At 69.6% G+C, this 25,708-nt stretch carries 19 protein-coding genes and 2 riboswitches; of the genes, 13 read left to right on the plus strand and 6 right to left on the minus strand.

Features of this window, described 5'->3' with window-relative positions:
- Positions 1–3: 3 nt before the first annotated feature.
- Genes nadC through P0L94_02780 form a run of 4 tightly spaced genes read right to left on the minus strand, consistent with a single transcriptional unit; the run spans position 4 to position 4,646 of the window.
- On the minus strand, positions 4–861 hold the full coding sequence (nadC, locus tag P0L94_02765; GenBank protein WES65004.1) for a carboxylating nicotinate-nucleotide diphosphorylase: 858 nt from the start codon (positions 859–861) through the stop codon (positions 4–6).
- Positions 855–2,564: an L-aspartate oxidase gene (gene nadB, locus P0L94_02770; protein ID WES65005.1), complete on the minus strand. Its 1,710-nt coding sequence runs from the start codon at positions 2,562–2,564 to the stop codon at positions 855–857. Before nadB ends, nadC begins: the two co-directional genes overlap by 7 nt.
- The gene (nadA, locus tag P0L94_02775) at positions 2,561–3,913 is read right to left on the minus strand and encodes a quinolinate synthase NadA (GenBank protein ID WES65006.1); all 1,353 of its coding nucleotides are present in this window, start codon (positions 3,911–3,913) and stop codon (positions 2,561–2,563) included. Before nadA ends, nadB begins: the two co-directional genes overlap by 4 nt.
- Positions 3,914–3,926: 13 nt before the next feature.
- A complete protein-coding gene (locus P0L94_02780) occupies positions 3,927–4,646 on the minus strand; it encodes an NUDIX domain-containing protein (protein WES65007.1) in 720 nt (239 codons plus the stop codon).
- Between the two features lie 121 nt (positions 4,647–4,767).
- On the opposite strand from P0L94_02780, the gene P0L94_02785 reads away from it, so the two are divergent.
- The 9 genes from P0L94_02785 to P0L94_02825 all read left to right on the plus strand — a co-directional run bounded on the left by P0L94_02785 (position 4,768) and on the right by P0L94_02825 (position 17,641).
- Complete coding sequence (locus P0L94_02785; protein WES65008.1) at positions 4,768–5,943, plus strand: MarP family serine protease; 1,176 nt, start codon at positions 4,768–4,770, stop codon at positions 5,941–5,943.
- Positions 5,944–6,039: 96 nt separating this feature from the next.
- A riboswitch (glycine riboswitch) is annotated at positions 6,040–6,127 on the plus strand.
- Positions 6,128–6,220, plus strand: a riboswitch (glycine riboswitch).
- Positions 6,221–6,320: 100 nt separating this feature from the next.
- Positions 6,321–7,703 (plus strand): L-serine ammonia-lyase, encoded by a 1,383-nt coding sequence (locus tag P0L94_02790; protein ID WES65009.1) that lies wholly within the window; start codon positions 6,321–6,323, stop codon positions 7,701–7,703.
- A gap of 10 nt (positions 7,704–7,713) precedes the next feature.
- The gene (locus P0L94_02795) at positions 7,714–8,934 is read left to right on the plus strand and encodes a glycine cleavage system protein T (GenBank protein WES65010.1); all 1,221 of its coding nucleotides are present in this window, start codon (positions 7,714–7,716) and stop codon (positions 8,932–8,934) included.
- On the plus strand, positions 8,931–9,314 hold the full coding sequence (gene gcvH, locus P0L94_02800) for a glycine cleavage system protein GcvH (GenBank protein ID WES65011.1): 384 nt from the start codon (positions 8,931–8,933) through the stop codon (positions 9,312–9,314). Before P0L94_02795 ends, gcvH begins: the two co-directional genes overlap by 4 nt.
- On the plus strand, positions 9,311–12,205 hold the full coding sequence (gene gcvP / locus P0L94_02805; protein ID WES65012.1) for an aminomethyl-transferring glycine dehydrogenase: 2,895 nt from the start codon (positions 9,311–9,313) through the stop codon (positions 12,203–12,205). Before gcvH ends, gcvP begins: the two co-directional genes overlap by 4 nt.
- A 261-nt stretch (positions 12,206–12,466) precedes the next feature.
- Positions 12,467–14,086 (plus strand): ABC transporter substrate-binding protein, encoded by a 1,620-nt coding sequence (locus tag P0L94_02810; protein ID WES66289.1) that lies wholly within the window; start codon positions 12,467–12,469, stop codon positions 14,084–14,086.
- Positions 14,087–14,119: 33 nt separating this feature from the next.
- Positions 14,120–15,049, plus strand: coding sequence for an ABC transporter permease (locus P0L94_02815; GenBank protein ID WES65013.1), 930 nt, complete (start codon positions 14,120–14,122; stop codon positions 15,047–15,049).
- Positions 15,039–15,986 (plus strand): ABC transporter permease, encoded by a 948-nt coding sequence (locus P0L94_02820; protein ID WES65014.1) that lies wholly within the window; start codon positions 15,039–15,041, stop codon positions 15,984–15,986. The genes P0L94_02815 and P0L94_02820 overlap by 11 nt, the downstream gene beginning before the upstream one ends.
- Complete coding sequence (locus tag P0L94_02825; GenBank protein WES65015.1) at positions 15,983–17,641, plus strand: ABC transporter ATP-binding protein; 1,659 nt, start codon at positions 15,983–15,985, stop codon at positions 17,639–17,641. The genes P0L94_02820 and P0L94_02825 overlap by 4 nt, the downstream gene beginning before the upstream one ends.
- Before the next feature lie 18 nt (positions 17,642–17,659).
- On the opposite strand, the gene P0L94_02830 is transcribed toward P0L94_02825, so the two are convergent.
- Positions 17,660–18,505, minus strand: a complete 846-nt coding sequence (locus P0L94_02830; protein ID WES65016.1) for a CPBP family intramembrane metalloprotease — start codon at positions 18,503–18,505, stop codon at positions 17,660–17,662.
- A 210-nt stretch (positions 18,506–18,715) separates the two neighbouring features.
- On the opposite strand from P0L94_02830, the gene P0L94_02835 reads away from it, so the two are divergent.
- From P0L94_02835 to P0L94_02845, 3 genes are all read left to right on the plus strand, one after another.
- Positions 18,716–20,497: an ABC transporter family substrate-binding protein gene (locus tag P0L94_02835; protein ID WES65017.1), complete on the plus strand. Its 1,782-nt coding sequence runs from the start codon at positions 18,716–18,718 to the stop codon at positions 20,495–20,497.
- Positions 20,498–20,585: 88 nt separating this feature from the next.
- On the plus strand, positions 20,586–22,133 hold the full coding sequence (locus P0L94_02840) for an ABC transporter permease (GenBank protein ID WES65018.1): 1,548 nt from the start codon (positions 20,586–20,588) through the stop codon (positions 22,131–22,133).
- 1 nt (position 22,134) lies between these two features.
- Entirely contained in the window at positions 22,135–23,349 is a 1,215-nt protein-coding gene (locus tag P0L94_02845; protein ID WES65019.1) for an ABC transporter permease, read from the plus strand.
- Positions 23,350–23,360: 11 nt separating this feature from the next.
- Here the strand turns inward: P0L94_02845 and P0L94_02850 are convergent, their stop codons facing one another.
- The gene (locus tag P0L94_02850) at positions 23,361–23,957 is read right to left on the minus strand and encodes a PH domain-containing protein (protein WES65020.1); all 597 of its coding nucleotides are present in this window, start codon (positions 23,955–23,957) and stop codon (positions 23,361–23,363) included.
- Between the two features lie 51 nt (positions 23,958–24,008).
- On the opposite strand from P0L94_02850, the gene P0L94_02855 reads away from it, so the two are divergent.
- The gene (locus P0L94_02855; protein ID WES65021.1) at positions 24,009–25,682 is read left to right on the plus strand and encodes an ABC transporter ATP-binding protein; all 1,674 of its coding nucleotides are present in this window, start codon (positions 24,009–24,011) and stop codon (positions 25,680–25,682) included.
- Positions 25,683–25,708: the final 26 nt, after the last annotated feature.

Genomic DNA, 25,708 nt, shown 5'->3' on the forward strand with positions numbered 1-25,708 from the left:
CGGTCAGGAGTCGGAGACCCGGACGTCGAGGCCGAGATCCAGTGCTGGCGCCGAGTGCGTCAGCGCGCCCACCGAGATGATGTCGACGCCGGTCTCGGCGATCGCGCGGACCGTGTCGAGCGAGACGCCGCCGGACGCCTCCACCATCGCGCGGCCGGCGATCTGCGCGACGCCTGCGCGCATGTCGGCGAGCGAGAAGTTGTCGAGCATGATCGTGCCGACGCCGGCCGCGAGCACCGCGTCGATCTGATCGAGCCGGTCGACCTCGACCTCGACGTGCGTCGTGTGCGGCAGCCGGGCGATGGCGCCCTGCAGCGCGGCCGTCACCGACAGGCCCCGCTGGGCGAGCACGGCCAGATGGTTGTCCTTGGCCATGACGGCGTCCGACAGCGAATGGCGATGATTGTGGCCGCCGCCGCTGACGACGGCGTGGCGCTCGAACGCGCGCAGGCCGGGGGTGGTCTTGCGCGTGTCGGCGATGCGCGCGCCGGTGTCGGCGACCTCGGCCACGTAGCGCGCGGTGAGGGTCGCGATGCCCGACATGCGCTGGACGAAGTTCAGGCCCACCCGCTCGGCGGTGAGCACGGCGCGGGCGGGGCCGGCCACGGTCGCCAGCAGCGCGCCGGATTCGAAGCTCTCCCCGTCGCGCACGACGAGTCGCACGTCGATCGCCGGGTCGGTCAGCGCGAACGCCGCCGCGAACACCTCGCCGCCGCTGAACATGCCCGCTTCGCGCGCGACGAGGTCGGCCTGCGCGTGCGCGGTTTCGGGGATGAGCGCTTCGCACGTGACGTCGCCCCACGGGGCGTCCTCGTCGAGCGCGGCGGCCACGGTGCGGTCGATGACGGTGCGGGTCAGCATGCGATGCTCCCGAGCTTCTCGGGCCGCGGTGCAGAACTCCACGGATTCGCGTCAGCGGGGCCGTCGACGAGGGCCGGAGCGGCGGAGGGCGCCGGGATCCGTGGAGTTCGGTCAGCGGCGTCGGAGCGGAAGTGCGCGCCGGCGGACTCCCGGCGGGCGCGGGCGGCGTCGACCAGGTGCTCGGCGACCAGCAGCAGGTTCTCGTCCTCGAACTCGCGCTCGCTGCGCGGAGCCCGGGTCACCCGGCGCCAGCGGGCGATCACGTCGGCGGCGTGCGCGAGGCCGGCCTCGTCGCGAACGAGCCCCGCGGCCTCCCACATCAGCTCCTGCAGGGCGCGGCGGTCGAAGACCGGGATGTCGCCGGGCTCGTCGGGCATCCGATCGACGGCCACCGTCTCGGGTGCGCCCGACTCCGCGGCCGCGGGCGGCCGGGGCGAGGCGAAGCGCGACGCGTCGGGCCACGAGCCCGCCGCCGCATCGGCCGCGATCGCGTCGCCCGCGCGCGCGCCGAACACGGCGCCCTCCAGCAGCGAGTTCGACGCGAGGCGGTTCGCGCCGTGGACGCCGGTGCGGGCGACCTCGCCGACGGCGTAGAGCCCGGGCACCGAGGTGCGTCCGTCGAGATCGGTCACGACGCCGCCCATCAGGTAGTGGGCTGCGGGTGTCACCGGGATCGGCTCGCGGGCCCAGTCGAGTCCGCGCTCGCGGACGGCGCGGTCGATGGTGGGGAAGCGGCGGGCGAGGAATGCCGCGCGCTCGTCGATGTCCTCCGAGTGCAGCGCCGTCGCGTCCAGAACCACGGGGCGTCCGCCCTGGCGGTCCATCGCCGTCGCGATCGCGCGGGCGACGACGTCGCGCGGTGCGAGTTCGCCGTCCGGGTGGGCGTCGAGGGCGAACCGGCGGCCGCCCTCGTCCCGCAGCACCGCCCCCTCGCCGCGCACGGCCTCCGAGACCAGGAACGCCTCGCCCACGGCGAGGATCGTGGGGTGGAACTGGAAGAACTCCAGGTCGGCCACCGCGGCACCGGCGCGGATGGCCGCCGCGATGCCGTCGCCGGTCGCCACGGCGGGATTCGTCGAGTGCGCGTAGAGCTCACCCGCGCCGCCCGTGGCGAGCACCACGGCGTCGGCCGCGATGTGCACCGGACGCCCGGGGACGGGGGCGGAGGCATCCGCCGCCTCGCGCTCGCCGACGAGCAGGTCGACGCCGGCGACCCGGCCGCCGTCGCGCACGAGGTCGACCAGGAACGCGTGCTCGATCACCTCGACGCGGCTCGCGCGCAGCCGGGCCACGAGCGCCTTCTCGATGACGGTGCCGGTGGCGTCGCCGCCGGCGTGCAGGATGCGGGGGTAGGAGTGGGCGGCCTCGAGCCCCTTCACGAACGCGCCGTCGTCGCCGCGATCGAACGCGACGCCGAGGGCGACGAGCTCGCGGATGCGGTCGGGGCCCTCGTCGACGAGAACCCGCACGGCCTCCGGATCGTTCAGGCCGGTCCCGGCGGTGATGGTGTCGCGCACGTGGTCCTCGGCGCGGTCGTCGTCGAACATGACCCCGGCGATGCCGCCCTGGGCGTAGCGGGTGTTGGCGTGCTCGAGCACGTCCTTGGTCACCAGCGTCGCGGTGCACCCGCGCTCGACGGCGTGAAGGGCCACGGTCAGACCGGCGATGCCCGATCCGACGACGATGACGTGCGGGGTCGTCATGCGGGGGTTCCGGACTTCTCGACGCGGCCTGCGGGGGGCTTGGCGGCGAGCATGCGCTCGAGCGCCACGCGGGCGGGCTCGGCGACATCGGGGGCCACCTCGATGCGGTTGACGACCTCGCCGCCGACGAGTCGCTCGAGCACCCACGCCAGATATCCGGGGTGGATGCGGTACATCGTCGAGCACGGGCACACCACCGGGTCGAGGCAGAAGATCTCGTGCTGCGGGTTCTGGGCCGCGAGGCGTTGGACGAGGTTCACCTCGGTGCCGATCGCGAAGGTGGTCGGCTCGGCGGCGTCCTCGATCGCGCGGCGGATGTAGTCGGTGGAGCCGGCCTCGTCGGCGGCGTCGACGACCTCCATGGGGCACTCCGGGTGCACGATGACGCGCACGCCGGGGTGCTCGGCACGGGCCTTGTCGATCTGGTCGACGCTGAACCGTCGGTGCACCGAGCAGAAGCCGTGCCACAGGATCACGCGTGCGTCCTGGAGCTGCTCCTCGGTGGAGCCGCCGAAGGGCCGGCGCGGGTTCCACATCGGCATGTGCTCGAGCGGCACGCCCATCGCCTTCGCCGTGTTGCGGCCCAGGTGCTGGTCGGGGAAGAACAGCACGCGGCGGCCGCGCTCGAAGGCCCACTCCAGCACCGTCCGCGCGTTGGACGACGTGCATACGATGCCGCCGTGACGGCCGACGAAGCCCTTGATGGCCGCGGAGGAGTTCATGTACGTCACCGGGATCACCGGCACCAGGCCGTCGGCGTCCTTCGCGTCCATGTCGCCGTAGATCTCTTCGAGCTGCTCCCAGGCCTCCTCGACCTGGTCGATGTCGGCCATGTCGGCCATCGAGCAGCCGGCGGCGAGGTTCGGCAGGATCACCGACTGCTCGGGGCGCGACAGCATGTCGGCGGTCTCGGCCATGAAGTGCACGCCGCAGAAAACGATGGCCTCGGCATCCGGGTGTTCGAGCGCCGCGTTCGCGAGCTGGAACGAGTCTCCGACGTAGTCGGCGTGACGTACGACCTCTTCGCGCTGGTAGAAGTGCCCGAGGACCACGAGCCGGTCGCCGAGGGTCTGCTTGGCGGCGCGGATGCGCTCGTCGAGCTCCTTTTCGGTCGCTTCGCGGTACTCCAGCGGCAGCTCTCCCTGGCGGGGTGCGCCGGTGGGGATGACGTCTCCCATCGACGATCCCGGGCCGTAGCCGGGACGGGTGTCGAAGTTCCAGGGGCCGGCGGCGAGGTCGGTGTTGCAGGTCTCGCCCACTTCGGCGCCCGAGACGATGGCCTGGATCTCGTGATCGACGGACGGGTCGATCTCGGTGCGCGGCATCAGGTTGAGGTTGACAGCGGGCATGGCAGTACTCGATTCACTGGCGGATGGACAGCGGCCCGCGTTCGGCGAGCTCGAGGTCCTGGTCATACCGATACAGCCGCGCCGGGCGATGCGCTCCGGTGCGGAAGCGGTCGGTGGGGATGAGGGTTCCGGAGTTCTCGGCCTGGCGGCGGAAGTTCGCGGGGTCCAGACGACGTCCGAGGATCGATTCGTACACCTCGCGCAGCTCGGCCAGCGTGAACTCGTCGGCCAGCAGGCCGTGTGCGATACGGCTGTAGCCGACCTTGTTGCTCAGACGCCACAGCGCGTAGTCGACGATCTCGCTGTGGTCGAACGCGAGACGGGGGAGGGACGCCGCGTCGAACCACGCGGTGTTCTCGATCCCGGCATCCGGGATCTCGTCGGCGCGGATGAGGGCCCAGTACACGATCGACACGGTGCGCGTGGGGGAGCGGTCGACGGCCCCGAAGGCGTACAGCTGCTCGAGGTAGCTGGGCTCGAGGCCCGTCGTCTCGGCGAGGGTGCGGGAGGCCGCCGCCTCGAGGCTCTCGCGGACGTCGAGCCAGCCGCCCGGGAGCGCCCACAGCCCCTCGTGCGGATCGCGTGTGCGACGCACCAGGGGCAGCGCGAGCTCCATGCGCTCGGTGCGCGGATCGCGGCGGATCGTGAAGATCACGGTGGACACGGCCACGCGCGTCGCGTCCGCGGGCGCGGGCGCGACGGCCTGGAGAGGCGCGGCGTCGGTTTGTGTCATGGTGACCCTAACTTGTCTGATGCGATCTTAGTGTCATCGTGACCAGAAGTGCAAAGCGTCCCGAACGCCGACGTTCTCCCAGCCTCGGTCTGTAGCCTGGCCATCCCCGAAAGGAGCACGCGTGCAGGTGATCGACATCATCCTCATCGGGGTGCTCGTCATCGCGCTCGCCGTGGGCCTCCAGCGAGGACTGCTGGCCAGCCTCGGGTCGCTGATCGGACTGGTCGCGGGCGCCTTCGGCGCTCTGTGGGTGATCCCGCTCGTCAACGACGCGCTGCCCAGCCAGGCCTGGCGCGGCATCGTCGTCATCGGCGGCACCATCGTGCTGCTCGTCGCGGGGGCCGCGATCGGCGGCGCCGTCGGCGAGGCGCTGCGCAGCGGCGTCGACAAGACTCCGCTCCGGGGCGCCGACCGCTTCTTCGGCGGTGTCGCGGGCGTCGTCGTGGCCGCGCTCGCGGCATCCTTCGTCGGTCAGGGGATCGCCGCGACGGGCATGCCCGTCGTCGCGCAGGCGCTCGGATCCTCCGTGGTGCTGCGCACCATCGACGACCTCACACCGCCGCCCGTGCAGACCACCCTCGCCCAGCTGCGCGCGGCCGTGCTCGACGAGGGCATCCCGCGCCTGGGCATCCTCGTCGTGCCCGACACCGGCGGCGAGCCGCTGCCGGCGATCGCGCTGGACTCTCCCGAGCTCGAGTCCGCCGCGGCCTCGGTCGCCCGCATCTCGGGCGTCGCGTACGCGTGCGGCACGAGCTCGACCGGCAGCGGATTCGTCGCCGCGACCGACCTCGTCGTCACCAACGCGCACGTGGTCGCCGGGGTCGAGACGCCCGTGGTCGAACTGCCGGGCCGGGCCGCGCGCGAGGGGCGCGTGGTCTACTTCGACCCGGTCGACGACATCGCCGTCATCGAGGTCGACGGTCTCGACGGCGCCGTGCTGTCCGTGACGGCGCCGCTCGCGATCGGCGATCCCGCCGTCGTCCAGGGCTACCCCTACGGCGGACCGTTCGAGATGGGCTCGGCGCGCGTCCTGTCGGTCGCCAGCACCCCGGTGCCCGACATCTACCAGGGCTCCAGCGCCCCGCGCGACATCTACGCGCTGCAGGCGACGATCGTTCCCGGCAACTCCGGCGGACCGCTGCTGAGCACGACCGGCGACGTCGTGGGCGTCGTGTTCGCCCGTGCCGACGACGGCCGCGACATCGGCTACGCCATGACGACGACCGAGCTGCTGCCGGTCCTCGCGCAGGCCGACGACCTCGAGCAGCCCGTGTCGACCGGGTCCTGCACGACCTGACCCGCGAGCCGGCGCAACCCCCGACCGTCCGCGGACCCGGGGTCGTCGAGGCCGCGCCGATCCCGGTAGAGTGGACGCACAACTTCAACCGACCGACAACCCGCCACGGGAGAACGCCGCACAGCGGCTGCCGTAGGAGCAACTCCTCCCGGAATCTCTCAGGCCCACGTACCGTGGCGACAGGTCACTCTGGAAAGCGGAGCCGCATGGCTCCCGCCGACGGGGCAAGCGCACGACGATGCGCGGAAACTCTCAGGCCGATGACAGAGCGGGAGGAACTCTCACCATCCGTCGGATGTCCTCGACAAGGAGTTCCTCATGCACGTCACCGCACCACCGCACCTGCACACGACATCGTTCGGCGCGCAGGTCGGCGGATGAGCGCCACCGCCCTCGGCGTCGCCGATCTGTTCTCGATCGGCATCGGCCCGTCCAGCTCCCACACCGTGGGGCCGATGCGGGCGAGTCACGACTTCGTGTCCCGACTCACTCCGGACGCGCTCGAGGTCGTCGCACACGTCGACGTCGAGCTGTACGGGTCGCTCGCGGCGACCGGAGCCGGTCACGGCACGCTCACGGCCGTCCTTCTCGGCCTGGAGGGATGCCGCCCCGAACTCGTCTCGGGCGACGAGGTCGTCGCGCGCGCCGAGCGCATCGAGCGGGACGGCATCGTGCGGGTGGGAGGCCGTCGTGATGTCGCGCTGCGCACCTCGGACATCCGCCTGTCCCCGCGGACCGTCCTCCCGACCCACACGAACGGCATGCGCCTGCGCGCGGCGGCCGCCGACGGCTCCGTGGTGGACGAGGCGGTGTATTTCTCGGTCGGCGGCGGCTTCGTGGTGCGCGAGGGCGAGACGCCGGCCGCCCACGATCGTCCGGCCGCCGCGCACGACTACGCCAGCGCCGCGGAGCTGCTGGCGCTGTGCGCGGCGGAAGGCGTCGGCATCGCCGAGATCGCGTGGCGCAACGAGTCGGCCCGCCGCAGCCGCGATGAGGTGCGCGCGGACATCCTGCGCATCCGCGACGTCATGGAGGAGTGCGTCGCCGCAGGCATCGCGTCGGACGGCATCCTCCCGGGCGGACTGGGTGTCGCGCGTCGCGCCCCGGCCTGGCACGCGCGGCTCGAGCGCGAGGACCCCGACCGCTCCGAGGCGTTCGCGCAGGAGTGGGTGAACCTCGTCGCCCTCGCCGTCAACGAGGAGAACGCCGCCGGCGGGCGCGTCGTCACGGCGCCCACGAACGGCGCCGCCGGCATCATCCCTGCCGTGCTGCACTACGCCGCGCACTACTCTCCCGCGGCGCGGGCCGGGCGCGACCGCGACGACATCGCGGTGGAGTTCCTGCTGACCGCCACCGCCATCGGCGCGCTGTACAAGACCCGCGCGTCGATCTCGGGCGCCGAGGTCGGCTGCCAGGGCGAGGTGGGTTCCGCGTGCTCCATGGCCGCCGGCGCCCTCGCGGCCGTTCTCGGCGGAACGCCCGAGCAGGTCGAGAACGCCGCCGAGATCGGCATGGAGCACAATCTGGGGCTCACGTGCGATCCCGTCGCCGGCCTCGTGCAGATCCCGTGCATCGAGCGCAACGCCATCGCGGCGGGCAAGGCGATCAACGCCGCCCGCATGGCGATGTGGGGCGACGGCCGGCACCGCGTGTCGCTGGACGCCGTCATCGAGACGATGCGCCAGACCGGGCGCGACATGAACGACAGATACAAGGAGACCGCACTGGGCGGGCTCGCCGTCAACGTGGTGGAATGCTGAGGGGGTCCGCATGAGCGAGACGCAAGACGACCGGTCGCCGGCGAGGTACACCTCGCTGCGCGGTGTCCACGAGGCGCTCGGCGCCGCCTTCACGGACTTCGGCGGGTGGATGATGCCGGTCCGCTACAGTTCCGACCTCGCCGAGCACCGCGCAGTCCGCGAAGCCGCGGGGCTGTTCGACATCTCGCACATGGCCGAGTTCGTCGTCCAGGGCGAGCCCGCCGGGGCGTTCCTCGACTTCGCGCTCGCCGGCCGGATCTCGACGATGCGGGTGGGCAAGGCGAAGTACTCGCTGGTGCTCGCCGAGTCGGGCGGCATCGTCGACGACGTCATCGTCTACCGCCTGGCCGACGACCGGTTCCTCGTCATCGCCAACGCCGGCAACCGCGATGCCGTCGCGGCCGCGCTCGCCGACCGTGCGGGCCGTGCCCCGGTGGCCGCGGCGTACCGGCGCGAGCGGGTCTCGGGGGACGCCGCCGACGGGTTCCTGCGCATCGGCGGGACCGATCCGCAGTTCGCGACCGTCGAGGACGCGTCGGACGAGTTCGCGCTCATCGCCGTCCAGGGCCCCGCGGCCCGCTCGGTGATCGAAGCGACCGCCGGCATCGCGGGAATCACGCCCCCCGTCGAGGAGCTCGGTTACTACGCGTGGGCGGCGGGCACCTTCGACGGTTCGCCGCTGTTCGTGGCCCGCACGGGCTACACCGGCGAAGACGGGTTCGAGCTGCTGGTTTCGCACGCCGCGGCAACTGGCCTGTGGAACGCGCTGCTGGTCGCCGGCGAGCCGCGCGGCCTGGTGCCCGCGGGCCTCGCCGCGCGCGACACGCTGCGGCTGGAGGCGGGCATGCCGCTGTACGGACATGAGCTCTCGCTCGACGTGCTGCCCGCGCAGGCGGGCCTGGGCCGCGCGGTCGCAGCCGACAAGGACGACTTCGTCGGCAAGGCCGGACCCGCGGCGCCCGCCGACGCGCCCGTCCTCGTGGGCCTCGAAGCCGAGGGCCGACGCGCCGGCCGTGCCGGCTACGGCGTGTTCGACGGCGCGGACGCCGACGCCGCCCGCGTCGGCGAGATCACCAGCGGCGCGCTCAGCCCGACCCTCGGCCACCCCATCGCGATGGCCTACGTCACGCCGGCGACCGCCGCCGCCGGCACCCGCCTCTTCATCGACGTGCGGGGGAACCGCATCCCCGCGACCGTGACCGCCCTGCCCTTCTACCGGAGGAAGAAATGACCGACCTCAACAGCCTCAAGTACACCGGCGAGCACGAGTGGATCGCCCTCGACGGCGACACCGCCACCGTCGGGATCACCGACTACGCCGCCGACAAGCTCGGCGACGTCGTCTTCGTCGACCTCCCCGCCGCCGGCACGGCCGTCACGGCGGGCGAGGTGTGCGGCGAGATCGAGTCGACCAAGTCCGTCGGCGAGCTCTACGCGCCCCTGACCGGCGAGGTGGTCGAGGCCAACGACGCCGCGGACGCGGACCCGTCGCTGGTCAACTCCGACCCGTTCGGCGCGGGCTGGCTCATCAAGATCACGGTCGACCCGGCCGCGGTGGCGGACCTCATGGACCGCGCCGCCTATCTCGAACTCACGGGCGGCGAGGCGTGACCGGCGCCTTCACCGAACGGCACATCGGGACGGATGCCGATGCGCAGCGCGTCATGCTCGACGCGCTCGGCTACGCCGACGTCGACGACCTGGTGACCACGGCGGTGCCGGCGTCCATCCAGGTCGCCCCGCGCGCGACGAGCGACATCCCCGCCCCTGCGACCGAGGCCGAGGCGCTGGCCGAACTGCGCCTGCTGGCGTCGCAGAACCGCACCGCCCGCCCCATGATCGGTCTCGGCTACCACGACACGCTGACGCCGTCGGTCATCGCCCGCAACGTGTTCGAGAACCCGTCCTGGTACACCGCGTACACGCCCTATCAGCCCGAGATCTCGCAGGGTCGCCTCGAGGCGCTCATCAACTTCCAGACGATGGTGACCGACCTCACCGGCCTCGCGACCGCGAACGCGTCGATGCTCGACGAGTCGACCGCGGTCGTCGAGGGCATGCTCGTCGCGCGGCGCGCCTCCAAGGTGCGATCGGACGTCTTCCTCGTCGACGCCGATGCGATGCCGCAGACCAAGGCCCTGCTCGAGCACCGGGCTGCGGCGCTCGGCATCCGCATCCGCTACACGTCGTTCTACACCGCGCACGCGGGGGACGACGAGGCGTTCGGCGCGTTCATCCAGTACCCGGGCGCCTCCGGCCGCGTGTGGGATCCGTCCGAGGCCATCGCCGCGGTCAAGGACCGGGGAGGCCTCGCGGTCGTCGCGGCGGACCTGCTCGCGCTGACCCTGCTGCGTTCGCCGGGAGCCATGGGCGCCGACGTCGCGGTGGGCACGACCCAGCGCTTCGGCGTGCCGCTCGGCTTCGGCGGGCCCCACGCCGGCTACATGGCCGTCCGCTCGGGCCTCGAGCGCCAGCTGCCCGGTCGCCTCGTGGGCGTGTCGCAGGACGCCGCAGGCCACCCCGCCTACCGGCTGTCGCTGCAGACGCGCGAGCAGCACATCCGCCGCGAGAAGGCGACGTCGAACATCTGCACGGCGCAGGTTCTGCTGGCGGTCATGGCCGCGATGTACGCGGTCTACCACGGCCCGTCGGGTCTGACCGCGATCGCCACCGACGTCGCACGCAAGGCCGAGGCGCTCGCGGGACGTCTGCGCGAGTACGGCCTGTCGGTGGCGCACGAGGCGTTCTTCGACACGATCCGCGTCACCACGCCCGGACCCGCGAAGCGGGTCGTCGACCGCGCGCGGGACCGCGGCTACCAGCTGTTCTGGGCGGACGACGCCACCGTCGGCGTGTCGGTCGACGAGACCACCACGGCCGACGACCTCGCCGCCGTGGCGTGGGCTTTCGGCCTGCCCGAGGGCGAGTTCGTCGGCGCAGGCGACCAGGGCGAGCGCGCGCTGCCCTTCGACAGCGCCACGCCGCTCGCGGGCGTCCCGTCGCAGCTGCGCCGCGACGACCCGTTCCTCGAGCATCCGGTGTTCAACACCCACCGCTCCGAGACCGCCATGATGCGGTACCTCAAGACCCTCGCCGACCGCGACTATGCGCTGGACCGCGGCATGATCCCGCTGGGTTCGTGCACCATGAAGCTCAACGCGGCGACCGAGATGGCGGCGGTGTCGTGGCCGGAGTTCTCGCGCGTGCACCCGTACGCGCCCGAGGCCGACGTGCACGGCTACCTCGCGATGATCGAGCAGCTCGAGGTGTGGCTGGCCGAGGTCACCGGCTACGACGCGGTGTCACTCCAGCCGAACGCCGGATCGCAGGGCGAGCTCGCGGGGCTCCTGGCGATCCGCGGCTACCACCACGCCAACGGCGACACCCAGCGCACCGTGTGCCTCATCCCGTCGTCGGCGCACGGCACCAATGCCGCCTCCGCCGTGCTGGCGGGCATGAAGGTCGTCGTCGTCGCGTGCGACGAGGCCGGAAACGTCGACCTCGACGATCTGCGCGCCAAGATCGCGGCCAACGCCGACGAGCTCTCGGCCCTCATGATCACCTACCCGTCCACGCACGGCGTCTACGAGCACGAAGTGCTCGAGATCACGCAGGCCGTCCACGACGCCGGCGGTCAGGTGTACGTCGACGGCGCGAACCTCAATGCGCTGCTCGGCTACGCGCGATTCGGCGACCTCGGCGGCGACGTGTCGCACCTGAACCTGCACAAGACGTTCGCGATTCCGCACGGCGGTGGCGGACCCGGCGTCGGGCCGGTCGCGGCCAAGGCCCACCTGGCGCCCCATCTGCCGTCGCATCCGCTCGCGCAGCGCAAGGACCACGCCGGCGGCCACGTCTTCGATGGGGGTCCGGTGTCGTCCGCGGCGTACGGTTCGGCATCGATCCTCCCGATCTCGTGGGCCTACGTGCGCATGATGGGGCTCGAGGGGCTCAAGCAGGCCACGGCCGCCGCGGTGCTGTCGGCCAACTACATCGCTCATCGGCTGAAGGACCACTACCCGGTGCTGTACGCCGGGGAGGGGGGCCTGGTCGCGCACGAGTGCATCCTCGACCTGCGGCCGCTGCGCGAAGCGACCGGGGTCACGGTCGACGACGTGGCCAAGCGTCTCATCGACTACGGCTTCCACGCGCCGACGATGTCGTTCCCCGTCGCCGGAACGCTCATGGTCGAGCCGACCGAGTCCGAGGACCTCGGGGAGATCGAGCGCTTCATCGACGCCATGATCGCCATCAAGGCCGAGGCGGATGCCGTCGCGGCGGGCGTGTGGCCGGCCGACGACAACCCGCTCGTGAACGCCCCCCACACCGCCGAGTCGGTTGTGGCGGGGGAGTGGGCGCACGCCTACTCGCGCGAGACCGCCGTGTACCCCGTGCACACGCTCGTGCGGAACAAGTACTGGCCCCCGGTGCGCCGCATCGACCAGGCCTACGGCGATCGCAACCTCGTGTGCGCCTGCCCGCCGATCGAGGCGTTCGCGTAGCAGCACGTCGCACCCGCACCGTTCGGGTCACGCGAGCGGAGGAGAAATCGCGAGAACAGGACGATTCCCACCGGGGTCTCCTGCTCTCGCGATTTCTCCTGTTTCGGAGAGCCGTCGGGCGGAGCGCTACGCGTCGGGCGCCATGGGTATTGCCAGATCGTCCCGGGCGTGCCATGGTCGACGCAAGCGAAACGCGCCTCTGGGGAAGTGCACGTCCTTCGGGGCATCGTCATGCCTGCCTCAGGAGGAATCGTGACCAAAATGCAATGGCGCAAGCGCGCACTCGGCACGGCAGCCCTCATGGCCGTGGGTTCACTCGCGCTCGCGGGTTGCTCCGGCGACTCGGGCGGCGACGAGGATGCGACCGGTGATTCGTCCGCCGTCATCGTGACCAACGGCAGCGAACCCGAGAACCCGCTGATCCCGACCAACACCAACGAGACCGGCGGCGCCAAGATCCTCACCTCGATCTTCGCGGGACTGATCTACTACGACGTCGACGGCAACCCGGTCAACGACATGGCCGAGGACATCACCGTCGATGACCCTCAGCACCTGACCGTCACCCTCAAGCAGGGACAGACCTTCACCGACGGCGAAGAGGTCACGGCCGACAACTTCATCAATGCCTGGAACTACGGCGCGCTGCTGTCGAACGCTCAGCTCAACAGCTACTTCTTCGAAGACATCGAGGGCTTCAGCTGGGACGAGGACTCCGAGCTGACCGGGCTCGAGCAGGTCGACGACTACACGTTCACGATCGCCCTCAACAAGCCGGCATCGGACTTCGCGCTGCGCCTGGGATACCCGGCCTTCTCTCCGCTGCCCGACGTCGCCTTCGAGGACATCGACGCATTCGGCCAGAACCCGGTCGGCAACGGTCCGTACAAGCTCGCGTCCGAGGATGCGTGGCAGCACGATGTGCAGATCGACCTGGTCGTGAACGAGGACTACCAGGGTGGGCGGCAGCCGGCCAATGGGGGCTTGAGCATCGTCTTCTACGCCACGCCCGACGCGGCGTATGCCGATCTTCTGGGCGGTGTGGTCGACGTGATCGACCTCATGCCGCAGTCGGCGCTGGCGACCTTCGAGTCGGACCTCGGCGACCGTGCGGTCAATCAGCCCGCCGCGATCTTCCAGTCGTTCACGATCCCGGAGCGCCTCGAGCACTTCTCGGGCGAAGAGGGTCAGCTGCGGCGCCAGGCGATCTCGATGGCCATCGACCGCGAGGCGATCACCGAGACGATCTTCCAGAGCACGCGCACGCCCGCGAGCGACTTCACCTCGCCGGTCATCGCCGGCTGGTCGGACTCGCTCGAGGGTGCCGACGTCCTCGTCTACGACGAGCAGGCGGCGCAGGATCTGTGGGCGCAGGCCGATGAGATCTCGCCGTGGTCGGGCACATTCGAGCTGGCCTACAACTCGGACGGGCCGCACCAGGCATGGGTCGACGCGACGGCGAACTCGATCAGCAACGTGCTGGGCATCGAGGCGTACGGCGATCCGTACGTCGACTTCGCGACGCTGCGCACCGAGGTCAACGCCGGCACCATCGAGACGGCGTTCCGCACCGGCTGGCAGGCCGACTACCCCGGTCTGTACAACTTCCTCGGGCCGCTGTACGCGACCAACGCGGGTTCGAACGACGGCGACTACTCCAGCGCCGAGTTCGACGCGTTCCTTTCGGAGGGCATCTCGAACGGCGACCTCGATGAGCAGAACGCCCTGTTCCAACAGGCCCAGGAGGTCCTGCTGGAGGATCTGCCCGCCATTCCCCTGTGGTACCAGAACGTGGTAGGCGGCTACGCCGACACGGTCGAGAACGTCGCGTTCGGCTGGGATTCGGTTCCACTCTACGACCAGATCACCAAGGCCGAGTAGCCCTCGGGCAGCGGTCCCGCGAGGCGGTGAGGAGTGCTCAGCTACATCCTGCGGCGCGTGCTCCAGGTGATTCCGGTCTTCATCGGTTCCACTCTGCTGATCTACTTCCTGGTCTTCGCCATGCCGGGAAACCCGATCCTCGCGCTGTTCGGCGATCGCACTCCCAGCCCGCAGCTCGTGGCCGAGCTCGAGGCGCAGTACCACCTCGACCAGCCTTTCCTGGTCCAGTACTTCTACTACATGGCCGGGATCTTCCAGGGCGACATGGGCGTGACCTTCTCGGGCCAGTCGGTAGGCGACGTGCTCGCCCGGACGCTCCCGGTCACCGCCCGCCTGGCGGTCATGGCCATCGCGATCGAGTTCTTCCTCTCGATCATTATCGGGACAGTCTCGGCGCTGCGGAAGGGCAAGGTCTTCGACAACGTCTCGCTCATCGTCGCCCTCGTCTTCGTCGCTGTTCCGATCTTCGTCCTGTGCTTCGTCGCCCAGTACTTCCTCGCGATCCAGCTCGGCTGGTTCCGGCCGACCGTCGGAGCCGAGAACGACTGGAACGACCTGTGGCTGCCGGCACTGGTGCTGGGCTTCAGCCTCTATGCCACCAGCATGCGCCTCATGCGCAGCTCGGTCATCGACACGCTCAACCAGGACTGGGTGCGCACGGCCTACAGCAAGGGACTGCCGCGCCGCCGTGTCATCCCCGTGCACGTGCTGCGCAACTCGCTGCTCCCCGTCATCACGAACTCGGCCACCAACTTCGGCGTGCTGCTGGTCGGCGCGACCGTGACCGAGGCCATCTTCAACATCCCCGGCGTCGGGAACACCCTGTTCCAGGCGACGCTGCGCCATGAGGGCCCCACGATCGTGTCGTTCGTGACGGTGTTCGTCATCATCTACGTGCTGGTCAACCTCGTCGTCGACCTGTTCTACGGCCTGCTCGATCCGAGGATCCGATATGTCTCGTGACGCCGCCCGCGACGAGCACTACGTCGCGCCCATCCTCGACGAGGAGGTCGCCGTCGACGCCGTGCGGGTCGACGCGAAGCCCTCGAGCCTGTGGCAGGACGCCTGGCGCGATCTGCGCAAGCGCCCCACGTTCTGGATCTCGCTGCTGGTCGTGGCGATGGTGCTCCTCATGGCCCTGTGGCCGACGCTGTTCACCCAGACCTCTCCCAACACAGGCTGCACCCTGGCCAACAGCAACGCGGGGCCGGCGCCGGGGCACCCGCTCGGCTTCACGTTCCAGGGCTGCGACATCTGGGCCCGCATCGTGTGGGGCGCCCGCACATCACTGGCGGTCGGCCTGCTCGCCACGCTGATCGGGTCGACCATCGGATTGGTGATGGGCGCCTTCGCCGGCTTCTACGGCGGCTGGCTCGACTCGCTGCTCTCGCGCATCGGCGACATCTTCTTCTCGATCCCCTACATCCTCGCCGCCGTCGTCGTGATGAGCGTCTTCTCGCAGTACACCAGCGTGCCTCTCCTGGCGCTCGCGATCGGCGGCTTCGCGTGGGCGGCGACGGCGCGTGTGGTCCGTGCCGAAGTGCTCCGCGTGCGTCAGGCGGACTTCGTCACCGCTGCGCGCGCGCTCGGGCGCACCCGCTTCAGCACTCTCGTGTCGCACGTCGTGCCCAACGCCATCGCGCCGCTGCTCGTGGTCTCGACCCTGTCGCTCGCGGCGGCGATCGTCGCGGAGGCGACGCTGTCCTTCCTCGGCGTCGGCCTCGGACCGACGGTCATGTCGTGGGGCGCCGACATCAGCCAGGCGCAGACCTCGCTGCGCGTGGCGCCGATGGCGCTCATCTGGCCATCCCTCGCACTGACGATCACCGTGCTGGCGTTCATCATGCTCGGCGAGCTGATCCGAGACGCACTCGACCCGAGAGCGAGGGCCCGGCGATGACGGACGAGCCGCTCCTCAGCATCCGCGATCTCACGGTCGCGTTCGCGACGCAGTCCGGCACGCGGGAAGTGCTCCACGGCGTCGACCTGGACGTGTACCCCGGTGAGACCGTCGCGATCGTGGGCGAGTCGGGGTCGGGAAAGTCCACGACGGCATCCGCGGTGGTCAACCTGCTCCCGGGCACCGGATTCGTCAGCAACGGTTCGGTGACGCTCCAGGGACGGGAGCTCACATCGTTGAGCGCGCGCCAGATGGAGCGTGTGCGCGGCCGCGACATCGGCTATGTGCCGCAGGATCCGATGTCGAACCTGAACCCGGTGTGGAGCATCGGCTTCCAGGTCAAGGAGGCGGTGCGCGCCAACGGCACCGCGGTCGGCCGTCAGCAGGCGCACGACCGCGCCGTCGAAGTGCTCAGGCAGGCGGGCCTCGCCGACGCCGAGAGACGGCTGGGGCAGTACCCGCATCAGTTCTCCGGCGGCATGCGCCAGCGTGCGCTCATCGGCATCGGTCTGGCTGCGGATCCGATGCTGCTGATCGCCGACGAACCCACCTCGGCGCTCGATGTGACCGTGCAGCGGACGATCCTCGACCACATGGCGGGCCTCACGCGCGAGAAGGGCACGTCGGTGCTCCTGATCACCCACGACCTCGGGCTCGCGGCCGAGCGTGCAGAGCGCATCGTCGTGATGCAGAGCGGCTCGATCGTCGAAGCCGGTCCCAGCCGCGAACTGCTGCAGAACCCGGTGCATCCGTACACCAAGCGCCTTGTCGCGGCGGCTCCCTCGATCGCCTCGACGCGCATCCAGATCGCACACGAGCGGGAAGGCGTGCGGGAGTCGATGGAGCTCGCAGAGGCCGCGCCGGCCGTCCGCATCCGCGACCTGATCAAGGACTACCGCATTCGCACCGGGTCTTTCCGCTCCGAGCCCTTCCGAGCGGTCGATGCGGTCTCCTTCGACATCCCGAAGGGCAAGACGCTCGCCCTTGTGGGGGAGTCGGGCTCGGGCAAGTCCACGGTCGCCCGGCTGCTGCTCAAGCTCGAGGACCCCACGAGCGGCTCGATCGAGATCGACGGAATCGACATAGCCACGCTCTCGGGGCGCGAGGTGTTCGGCCTCCGGCGCCGGCTGCAGCCGGTCTTCCAGGATCCCTACGGATCGCTCGACCCTCAGCGCAACATCGGCAACGCCATCGCCGAGCCGCTCGAGGTCCACAGGGTCGGCACCGCGGCCGAGCGCCGCGCCCGCGTCCGCGAGCTGCTCGACGAGGTGTCGCTGCCGCAGGAGATGAGCACGCGATACCCCAGCGAGCTGTCGGGCGGCCAGCGCCAGCGCGTCGCGGTCGCCCGCGCCCTGGCTCTCAAGCCCGACATCGTGGTGCTCGACGAGGCCGTGTCGGCGCTCGACGTGCTGGTGCAGGACCAGATCCTGAACCTGCTCGCCCAGCTGCAGAGCGAGCTCGGTCTGACCTATCTGTTCATCACCCACGACCTCGCCGTCGTCCGCGTCGTGGCCGACCTGGTCGCCGTGATGGAGAAGGGCCGGATCGTCGAGCAGGGCACGGTCGACGAGATCTTCGCGAACCCGTCCGAGGCCTACACCGAGCGACTGCTGGACGCCATTCCCGGCCGAACGATACCGATGGGCGGCCCGTGAGCGCCGACCGGGCGCGCGTCAGGCGGACGGCGTCGCGGACGGCGTCGGCGTGGGCGACGGCGTGGGGGAGGGCGCCGGAGCGAAGACGTCGGGCCACAGCGCGGCGGCGAGCGGGTAGCCGACGAAGGCGACGATGTCGAGCAGTGCGTGGGCGATCACCAGCGGCATGATCCGTCCCCACCGGCGGTAGCACCACCCGAACACGACGCCCATCGCGAAGTTGCCGACGATCGCGCCGAACCCCTGATAGGCGTGGTACGCCCCGCGCATCGCGGCGGTCGACAGGATGATCGTCCACCATCCCCAGCCCAGTCGTCGCAGTCGGTCGTAGAGCCACGCGACGCCGATCACCTCTTCCAACAGCGAGGCGCGCAGCGCCGAGAGCACCAGCAGCGGAATCGTCCACCACGCGGCGTCGAGGGTGGATGCCGCCACGGCCACGTTCAGCCCGAGCACGCGGGCGAGCGCGTAGAGGCCGAGGCCGGGGATGCCGATCACCGCGAACAGCGCGACGCCGCGTCCCAGATCGCCGCCGAAGCGCGAGAAGTCCAGGCCGATGCGGCGGAGCGCGTTCGAACCCGGCTCCCACAGCAGGTAGACCACCAGGGCCACCAGCGCCAGATCGAACGCGATGTCGAGCACGCGGTAGATCGCATCCCACACCGCCTGATCGGCGCGAACAGGGTTCAGCTGCGCCGACTGCTGAGACAGCGGAACCTCGATCGTGAGACGGCGTATCAGGGTCAGGCTCGAGTAGACGGCCTGCTGCCCGAGCGTCAGCGCGAGGACGATCCCGATCTCCCACCACTGCCTCACGCGGCTGGGAACGGCCTGATCGCCCGGTGTGGAGGCGGTGAACTGCACCTTGTGCACTTCCTCTCAGGGGTGTAGGCGCCAGGATGCGGCGTGTTGTCACAATGCCACATCGAATGCCGCTCGAGTAAAGGGCATGTAACGTTTTGGGCTCAGGTTTTGATCAACGATGCAAGCGTGCCTATCGTTTATCCGTTCGTGTCCGATGGCGTGCAGCACGCTCATCGGATGCATGTATCCCTTGCACAGGAGGAAATCAGAGTGAAGATCACACGTCTGGGTGCAGGCCTGGGCATCGTCACGGTGGGTGCGCTCGCGCTCGCCGGATGCTCGGTCCCGTACGAGTCGGAGGTCATCGAGGACACGGAGATCACCGTTTCCTGGAATGACATCGTCGACAACTTCAACACCGACAGCACGGCGGGCAACAACATCGCCAACTCGAACATCGAGTACATGACGTCGGCGTCGTTCAACTACTACAACGACTCGCCCGAGCTCGTTCAGAACACCGACTTCGGTACCTACGAGAAGACCAGCGACGACCCGCTGACCGTCGAGTACACGGTCAACGACAACGTCGTGTGGTCGGACGGCACGCCGCTCGACGAGGCGGACCTGCTGCTGGCCTACGTCACGATCTTCGAGGCGTTCCAGAACGAGGACGGCGACCCGCTGTTCAACTACGCCAACCCGCGCCCGGACCTGGCTTCGACTCTTCCGGAGATCGACGACCACAAGCTGACGCTGGTCTACGACAAGCAGTACGTGGACTGGGAGGTCCAGTACGGTGTCGGCCAGGTTGCCGCGCACGCCGCCGTCATGCTGGCCTACCCCGAGATCGAGGACCCGCAGGAGGCCAAGGACCAGTTCGTCGAGGCCGTCCAGAGCGGCGACGTCGACTGGCTCACCCCGGTCGCCGACGTCTGGAACTCGGACTTCCAGTCGGCGAACACCCCCGATGACGAGCTGAAGTACCTCTCGTACGGCCCGTACGTCGTCGAGGAGCTCGTCGAGGAGGACTACGTCACCCTCGTCGCCAACGAGAGCTTCGCGTGGGGCCCCTCGCCCAAGTACCAGCGCATCACGGTCCGCCAGATCGCCGACCCGACCGCGCAGGTGCAGTCGCTGCAGAACCAGGACGTCCAGGTGGCCTCGGGCCAGCCGACGCCCGACGTGCTGCAGCTCGTCCAGGAGACCGACACCGCTGAGTACTACACCGGTGACGAGGCCACCTACGAGCACATCGACCTGACCTTCAACAACGGCGGTCCGTTCGACCCGGCTACCTACGGTGGCGACGAGGAGGCTGCCAAGGCCGTCCGCATCGCGTTCCTCAAGACGATCCCGCGCGAGGAGATCCTCGAGAAGCTGATCCGTCCGCTGAACCCGAACGCCCAGGTCCGCAACTCCACGCTGACCATCCCCGGCTCGCCGTTCTACGACGCGATCGTCGAGGCCAACGGTTCGGCCGAGTTCGCCGAGGTCGACATCGACGGCGCCAAGGCGCTGCTCGAGGAGGCCGGTGTCGACACGCCGGTCGACGTGAAGTTCTGGTACCCCGAGGGCAACACCCGCCGTGCCGCTGAGTTCGAGCTCATCGCCACGTCGGCCGCCCTCGCCGGCTTCAACGTGATCGACGACTCCGAGCCCAACTGGGAGTTCACCGACACCACCGCCCTGCCGATCAACCCGCACGACGCGGTGATCTTCGCCTGGGCCTCCACGAGCCTCGCGCTCACCGGTTCGGACCAGTACCTCGGCACGGGTCAGCCCTCGAACTTCGGTGGCTACTCGAACGAGGTCGTGGACACGCGTCTGGCGGACCTCGAGACCGAGCTGGATGAGGCCGCGCAGCAGCAGATCCTCATCGACGTCGAGACCGAGCTCTGGGGTGAAGGCTACGGCGTCACCATCTTCCAGTTCCCGGGTCTGACCGCATGGGACAAGGGCGTGACCGGCATCGCTCCGGCTCCGCTGGCCCCGTACTACTTCTGGAACTTCTGGGAGTGGGCGCCTTCGGACGCAGCCACCGCTGAGTAAGCAGTAGCTGCATCGCCCCCGGTGGGCCGGATGCGATAGCATCCGGCCCACCGGCCATGTCGATCTACCCTCAAAAGGACCCTTGTCGGTGCTCTCCTTCGTCTCCCGGCGTCTCGTCGCCACCCTTCTCGTTCTTCTCGTCGCGTCGTACGTCGTCTATGTGCTGACCGCGATCTCCGGGGATCCGCTGCTCGAGCTGCGCGGCAGCAACGACCCCGATGCTCAGTTCAAGATCGCGGACCTCTCTGAGAAGCTTCAGCTCGATGTCCCGCCTGCGCTGCGCTACTTCACGTGGCTTCCCGGCGCCGCCGGATGCCTGATCGGTCAGTGCGACCTCGGCATCTCCGTCGCCCGCGGTGAACTGCCCGTCAGCGAGGTCATCGTGACCGCCATGGGCTCCACCCTCCAGCTCGTCACCGTCGCGACAGTGCTGTCGATCCTCTTCGGTGTCGCCATCGGCATGACCACCGCGCTCCGCCAGTACAGCGGCTACGACTACACGGTGACCTTCGCCACCTTCGTCTTCTACTCGCTCCCGGTCTTCTGGGTCGCTGTGATCCTCAAGCAGTACGGCGGCATCGCCTTCAACCAGTTCCTCGGTGATCCCGTGATCCCGTGGTGGTTCCTCGTCATCTTCGGCTTGGTCGCCGGCTTCATATTCATGGCCATCGTCGGCGGCAGCCTCAGCACCCGGATAAAGACGTTCATCTTCACCGGCATCGCCGCCGGCGGATTCCTGACCGTCCTCGACGTGACGAACTGGTTCGAGCAGCCCTCGATCGGACTCGTCGGCGTCATCCTGTTCACGCTCGGCAACGCCCTGATCGTGGCGAGCCTGACGACCGGACTGCGCGACCGCACGGCGCTCATCGCGATCGGCCTGGCCGCGGTCGTCGGCCCCGTGGCCCTGTACTACCCCTTCCAATACCTGTTCTTCTACGGCAACGCATGGTGGACCATCGCGATCGCCGCTGCCGCGCTCGCCGGCATCGGCGCCGTCGTGGGGTTCCTCTTCGGAGGCGATCGCAAGGCGTACATGGCACGCATCGTCGGCCTCGCCGCCGTGCTCGGCACCGTGCCGCTGGTGTTCGACCAGATGTTCCAGCGGTGGGCGACGTACCAGTCGATCATCCCGCTCTCCAGCGGCGTGATCTCGACCATCGGCGCGTCGACGCCGGCCATCGACCGCCAGGACGACTACTGGCTGCAGATGCTCGACTCGCTCACGCACATGATCCTGCCGACCATGACGCTGATGCTGATCTCGCTCGCGGCGTACACCCGCTACTCGCGTGCGAGCCTGCTCGAGGTCATGAACCAGGACTACGTGCGCACCGCGCGGGCCAAGGGCCTGTCCGAGCGCGTCGTGGTCATGCGCCACGCGTTCCGCAACGCCATGATCCCGATCGCGACCATCATCGCGTTCGACTTCGGCGGTCTGATCGGCGGTGCCGTCATCACCGAGACGGTCTTCGCGTGGAAGGGAATGGGCGCCGTCTTCTCCGACGCGCTGCGCACGACCGACGTGAATCTCATGATGGGCTTCTTCCTCGTCACGGGAATCCTGGCCGTCCTCTTCAACATCGTCGCCGACCTTCTGTACTCGGCTCTCGACCCGCGAATCCGAGTGAGCTGACATGTCTGACAAGTACAACTCCGAGAACATCCCGCAGGAAGCGAACCCGAACGACCTGCTCCCCAACGAGGACGACTTCGAATCGCAGCACCGCGATGACCGCGGCAGCGAGATGTCGATCGAGCAGCGCGAGGTCGCCGGCCTCAGTCAGGGAGCGATCGTCCGCCGCCGGTTCTTCCAGCACCGCGGCGCCATCATCTCGCTGGTCGTGTTCGGGCTCATCGTCATCCTGGCCTACTCGTCGGTCGGCACGGTCATCGGCGGCACCGGCAACTACAAGATCGACCCGACCACCGGAACGCTCGTGATCGACGGCTTCCGCATCACCGGCTGGTGGGGCAAGGACTGGTGGACCCGCTACGACATCGTCAACGGCGGCCAGCCCACGATCCAGCTGTGGCCGTTCCAGCTCGGCGAGCACCCCTTCGGGCAGGACGACCTGGGCAAGGACATGTTCGCCCGCGTCATGCGCGGCACGCAGCAGTCGCTGGTGGTCGTGTTCATCACGGGCATCCTCGCGACCGTCGTCGGCACCGTGATCGGAGCCGTTTCGGGCTTCTACCGCGGATTCACCGACTCGCTGCTGATGCGCTTCACCGACGTCATCATCATCATCCCGATCCTCGTCCTGGCGGCGGTCCTCGCACGCACGGTCGGCGGCAACGCCGTCACGATCGGCGTCGTGATCGGCGTGCTCGCATGGACCGGTCTCGCGCGACTCGTGCGTGCGGAGTTCCTCGCTCTGCGAGAACGCGAGTTCGTCGATGCCGCCCGCGTCGCGGGAGCGAGCGACGCCCGCATCATCTTCAAGCACATCCTGCCGAACACCGTCGGCGTCATCGTGGTCAACTCGACGCTGCTGATGAGCGCGGCGATCCTGATCGAGGTGTCGCTGAGCTTCCTGGGCTTCGGCATCCAGACGCCCGACATCTCGCTCGGTCAGCTCATCAACGAGTACCAGGGCGCGTTCAACACTCGCCCGTGGCTGTTCTGGTGGCCGGGTGTGTTCATCATCGCGATCGCGCTGTGCATCAACTTCGTCGGCGACGGCCTGCGCGACGCGTTCGACCCGCGCCAGAAGCGCGTGCCGAACTTCAACGGCCCGCGCGCCGAGATCAAGCGCTGGTGGGCGGCGCGCAGCGCCGACCGCACCGGCGCGATGGTCGGCGCGGGTATGGCGGACGACGGGTCCGCATCCGGTACCGAGAAGCGGTGACGCGGATGTCGCTAGACAAGCAGCGAGAGCGTGAGGGCGGCCACCAGGGTCGCACCGACCGCGATCGTGACGATGTGGAGCTGAACCTCCACCGCGCCGGCATGCGCGTCGAGGGCTCCCGCATCCCGCAGCTGCTCCCAGCGGCGGCGCACGATGTAGGCGGCGACGCCCGAATCCGAGCCGGTGAGGTCGCCCGGGCGCACGGTGCCCGCGACGTAGCTGGACTCGGGGAGGTGCTCCGCCTGGTCGCGCCGGATGGTCATCAGCTTGTGACGGCCGGGCGCGGGCGCGGCCCACGCGGTGATGCGGCGCTCCGGAGTGAAGAGCGTCAGCGCGTAGCGCGTGTCGATCCGCTGGATCTGCCCGTACGGCACGCGGAGCGTGCGGAAGACGTTCTCGACGACGACGACGTCGTCGTCGACGCGCACCGAGGGGCGCCAGTAGGCCGCCCACGCGACGAACGCGAGCAGACCGAGCATCGGGAGCGCCGCGACGCCGTTGACGGGCGACTGCACCAGAAGGGTGATCGCGGCGGCCCCGCAGACGATCATCACCGCACCCGCGAGGAAACGGCCGAATCGGGGACGGAGCACGTGGGCTTCGGGCATCCCCCTATCGTCGCAGAAGCGGCGTGACGAAACTCTGAAAGGCATCAGCACGTGAACCACACGCAGAACGGCACCGCACCGGTGCTGGAGGTGCGCGACCTCGGCATCGACTTCTGGGTCGACGGGGAATGGGTCTCGGCCGCTCGCGGCATCGACTACACGCTCAACCCGGGCGACGTCCTCGCCATCGTCGGCGAGTCGGGCTCGGGCAAGTCGACGAGCTCGATGGGCGTCCTGGGGCTGCTCCCGGGCAACGGCCGGGCGACCGGCTCGGCGAAGCTCGCGGGCGAGGAGCTCATCGGGGCATCACCGGCGAAGCTGCGCAAGATCCGCGGCAAGGGCATCTCGGTGATCTTCCAGGAGCCGATGACGGCCCTGAACCCCGTCTACACGATCGGGTACCAGATCGTGGAGGCGCTGCAGATCCACAACCCGAACATGCACAAGGTCGAGGCCACCAAGCGGGCGCTCGAGCTGCTCAAGCAGGTCGAGATGCCCGACCCGCAGAAGGCCTTCGATTCGTTCCCGCACCAGCTGTCGGGCGGACAGCGTCAGCGCGCGATGATCGCGCAGTCCATGTCGAACGACCCGAAGCTCCTCATCGCCGACGAGCCGACGACGGCCCTCGACGTGACGGTGCAGGCCGAGATCCTCGACCTCATGCGTCGCCTGCACACCGAGCTCGACTCGGCGATCGTGCTGATCACGCACGATATGGGCGTTGTGGCCGACCTCGCCGACCAGGTGATCGTCATGAAGGACGGCGCCGTCGTCGAGCACGGCAGCATCATCGACATCTTCAAGGCACCGAAGCACCCGTACACGCAGGCGCTGCTCGCCGCCGTCCCGCATCTGGGGACCACGGTCACCGACACCACCGAGGTCCAGGAGCGCATCGAAGGCGAGAACGTCCTGCACATGAAGGACCTCGTCATCGAGTACCCCAAGCGCGGTCGGGTGCCTGCGTTCCGCGCGGTGGACGGCGTCGACCTCGACATCCGCCGCGGCGAGGTCGTCGGCCTCGTGGGCGAGTCGGGATCTGGCAAGACCACGATCGGGCGCGCGGCGATCGGCCTGCTCCCGGTGCACTCCGGCGAGCTGGAGGTCGCCGGCCACAACATGGCCGGCATCGGCAAGGGCGAGCTGCTGAAGACGCGCCGTGAGATCGGCATCGTCTTCCAGGACCCCGGTTCGTCGCTGAACCCGCGCATCCCGGTCGGCGAGTCGATCGCCGAACCGCTGCTGCTGTCGGGCGGTTACACCAAGGCAGAGATGACCGAGCGCGTCACCGAGCTCCTCGACGCCGTCGAGCTGCCGCGTGCCATGCGCAACCGGTACCCGCACGAGCTTTCCGGCGGTCAGCGTCAGCGCATCGGCATCGCCCGTGCCCTGGCCCTCAAGCCGAAGTTCCTCGTGGCCGACGAGCCCACCAGCGCGCTCGACGTGTCGGTTCAGGCGCGTGTGCTGGACCTGTTCCAGGAGCTGCAGCGCGGACTCGGCTTCGGCTGCCTCTTCGTCACTCACGACCTCGCCGTCGTCGACCAGCTCGCCGACCGCATCGCGGTGATGAACCACGGCAAGCTCGTCGAGGTCGGCACGCGCGACCAGATCCTGCGCAACCCGCAGGACCCTTACACGCAGAAGCTCATCTCGGCCGTGCCTGTGCCGGACCCCGAGGAGCAGCGCCAGCGCCGCGAGGCGCGCAACGCCGCTCGCGGCAAGTAGCCCGCGCCGCCACCCGCCCGCACCGT

Origin of the sequence: Microbacter sp. GSS18 (assembly GCA_029319145.1) — a bacterium.
Classification (GTDB): Bacteria; Actinomycetota; Actinomycetes; order Actinomycetales; family Microbacteriaceae; genus Microbacterium.

Bases quoted from the DNA above. Each gene is read 5' to 3' on its own strand.
- nadC (WES65004.1), bottom strand. From the start codon at position 861: ATGCTGACCCGCACCGTCATCGACCGCACCGTGGCCGCCGCGCTCGAC.
- nadB (WES65005.1), bottom strand. From the start codon at position 2,564: ATGACGACCCCGCACGTCATCGTCGTCGGATCGGGCATCGCCGGTCTG.
- nadA (WES65006.1), bottom strand. From the start codon at position 3,913: ATGCCCGCTGTCAACCTCAACCTGATGCCGCGCACCGAGATCGACCCG.
- P0L94_02780 (WES65007.1), bottom strand. From the start codon at position 4,646: ATGACACAAACCGACGCCGCGCCTCTCCAGGCCGTCGCGCCCGCGCCC.
- P0L94_02790 (WES65009.1), top strand. From the start codon at position 6,321: ATGAGCGCCACCGCCCTCGGCGTCGCCGATCTGTTCTCGATCGGCATC.
- P0L94_02795 (WES65010.1), top strand. From the start codon at position 7,714: ATGAGCGAGACGCAAGACGACCGGTCGCCGGCGAGGTACACCTCGCTG.
- gcvH (WES65011.1), top strand. From the start codon at position 8,931: ATGACCGACCTCAACAGCCTCAAGTACACCGGCGAGCACGAGTGGATC.
- P0L94_02810 (WES66289.1), top strand. From the start codon at position 12,467: ATGCAATGGCGCAAGCGCGCACTCGGCACGGCAGCCCTCATGGCCGTG.
- P0L94_02820 (WES65014.1), top strand. From the start codon at position 15,039: ATGTCTCGTGACGCCGCCCGCGACGAGCACTACGTCGCGCCCATCCTC.
- P0L94_02825 (WES65015.1), top strand. From the start codon at position 15,983: ATGACGGACGAGCCGCTCCTCAGCATCCGCGATCTCACGGTCGCGTTC.
- P0L94_02845 (WES65019.1), top strand. From the start codon at position 22,135: ATGTCTGACAAGTACAACTCCGAGAACATCCCGCAGGAAGCGAACCCG.
- P0L94_02850 (WES65020.1), bottom strand. From the start codon at position 23,957: ATGCCCGAAGCCCACGTGCTCCGTCCCCGATTCGGCCGTTTCCTCGCG.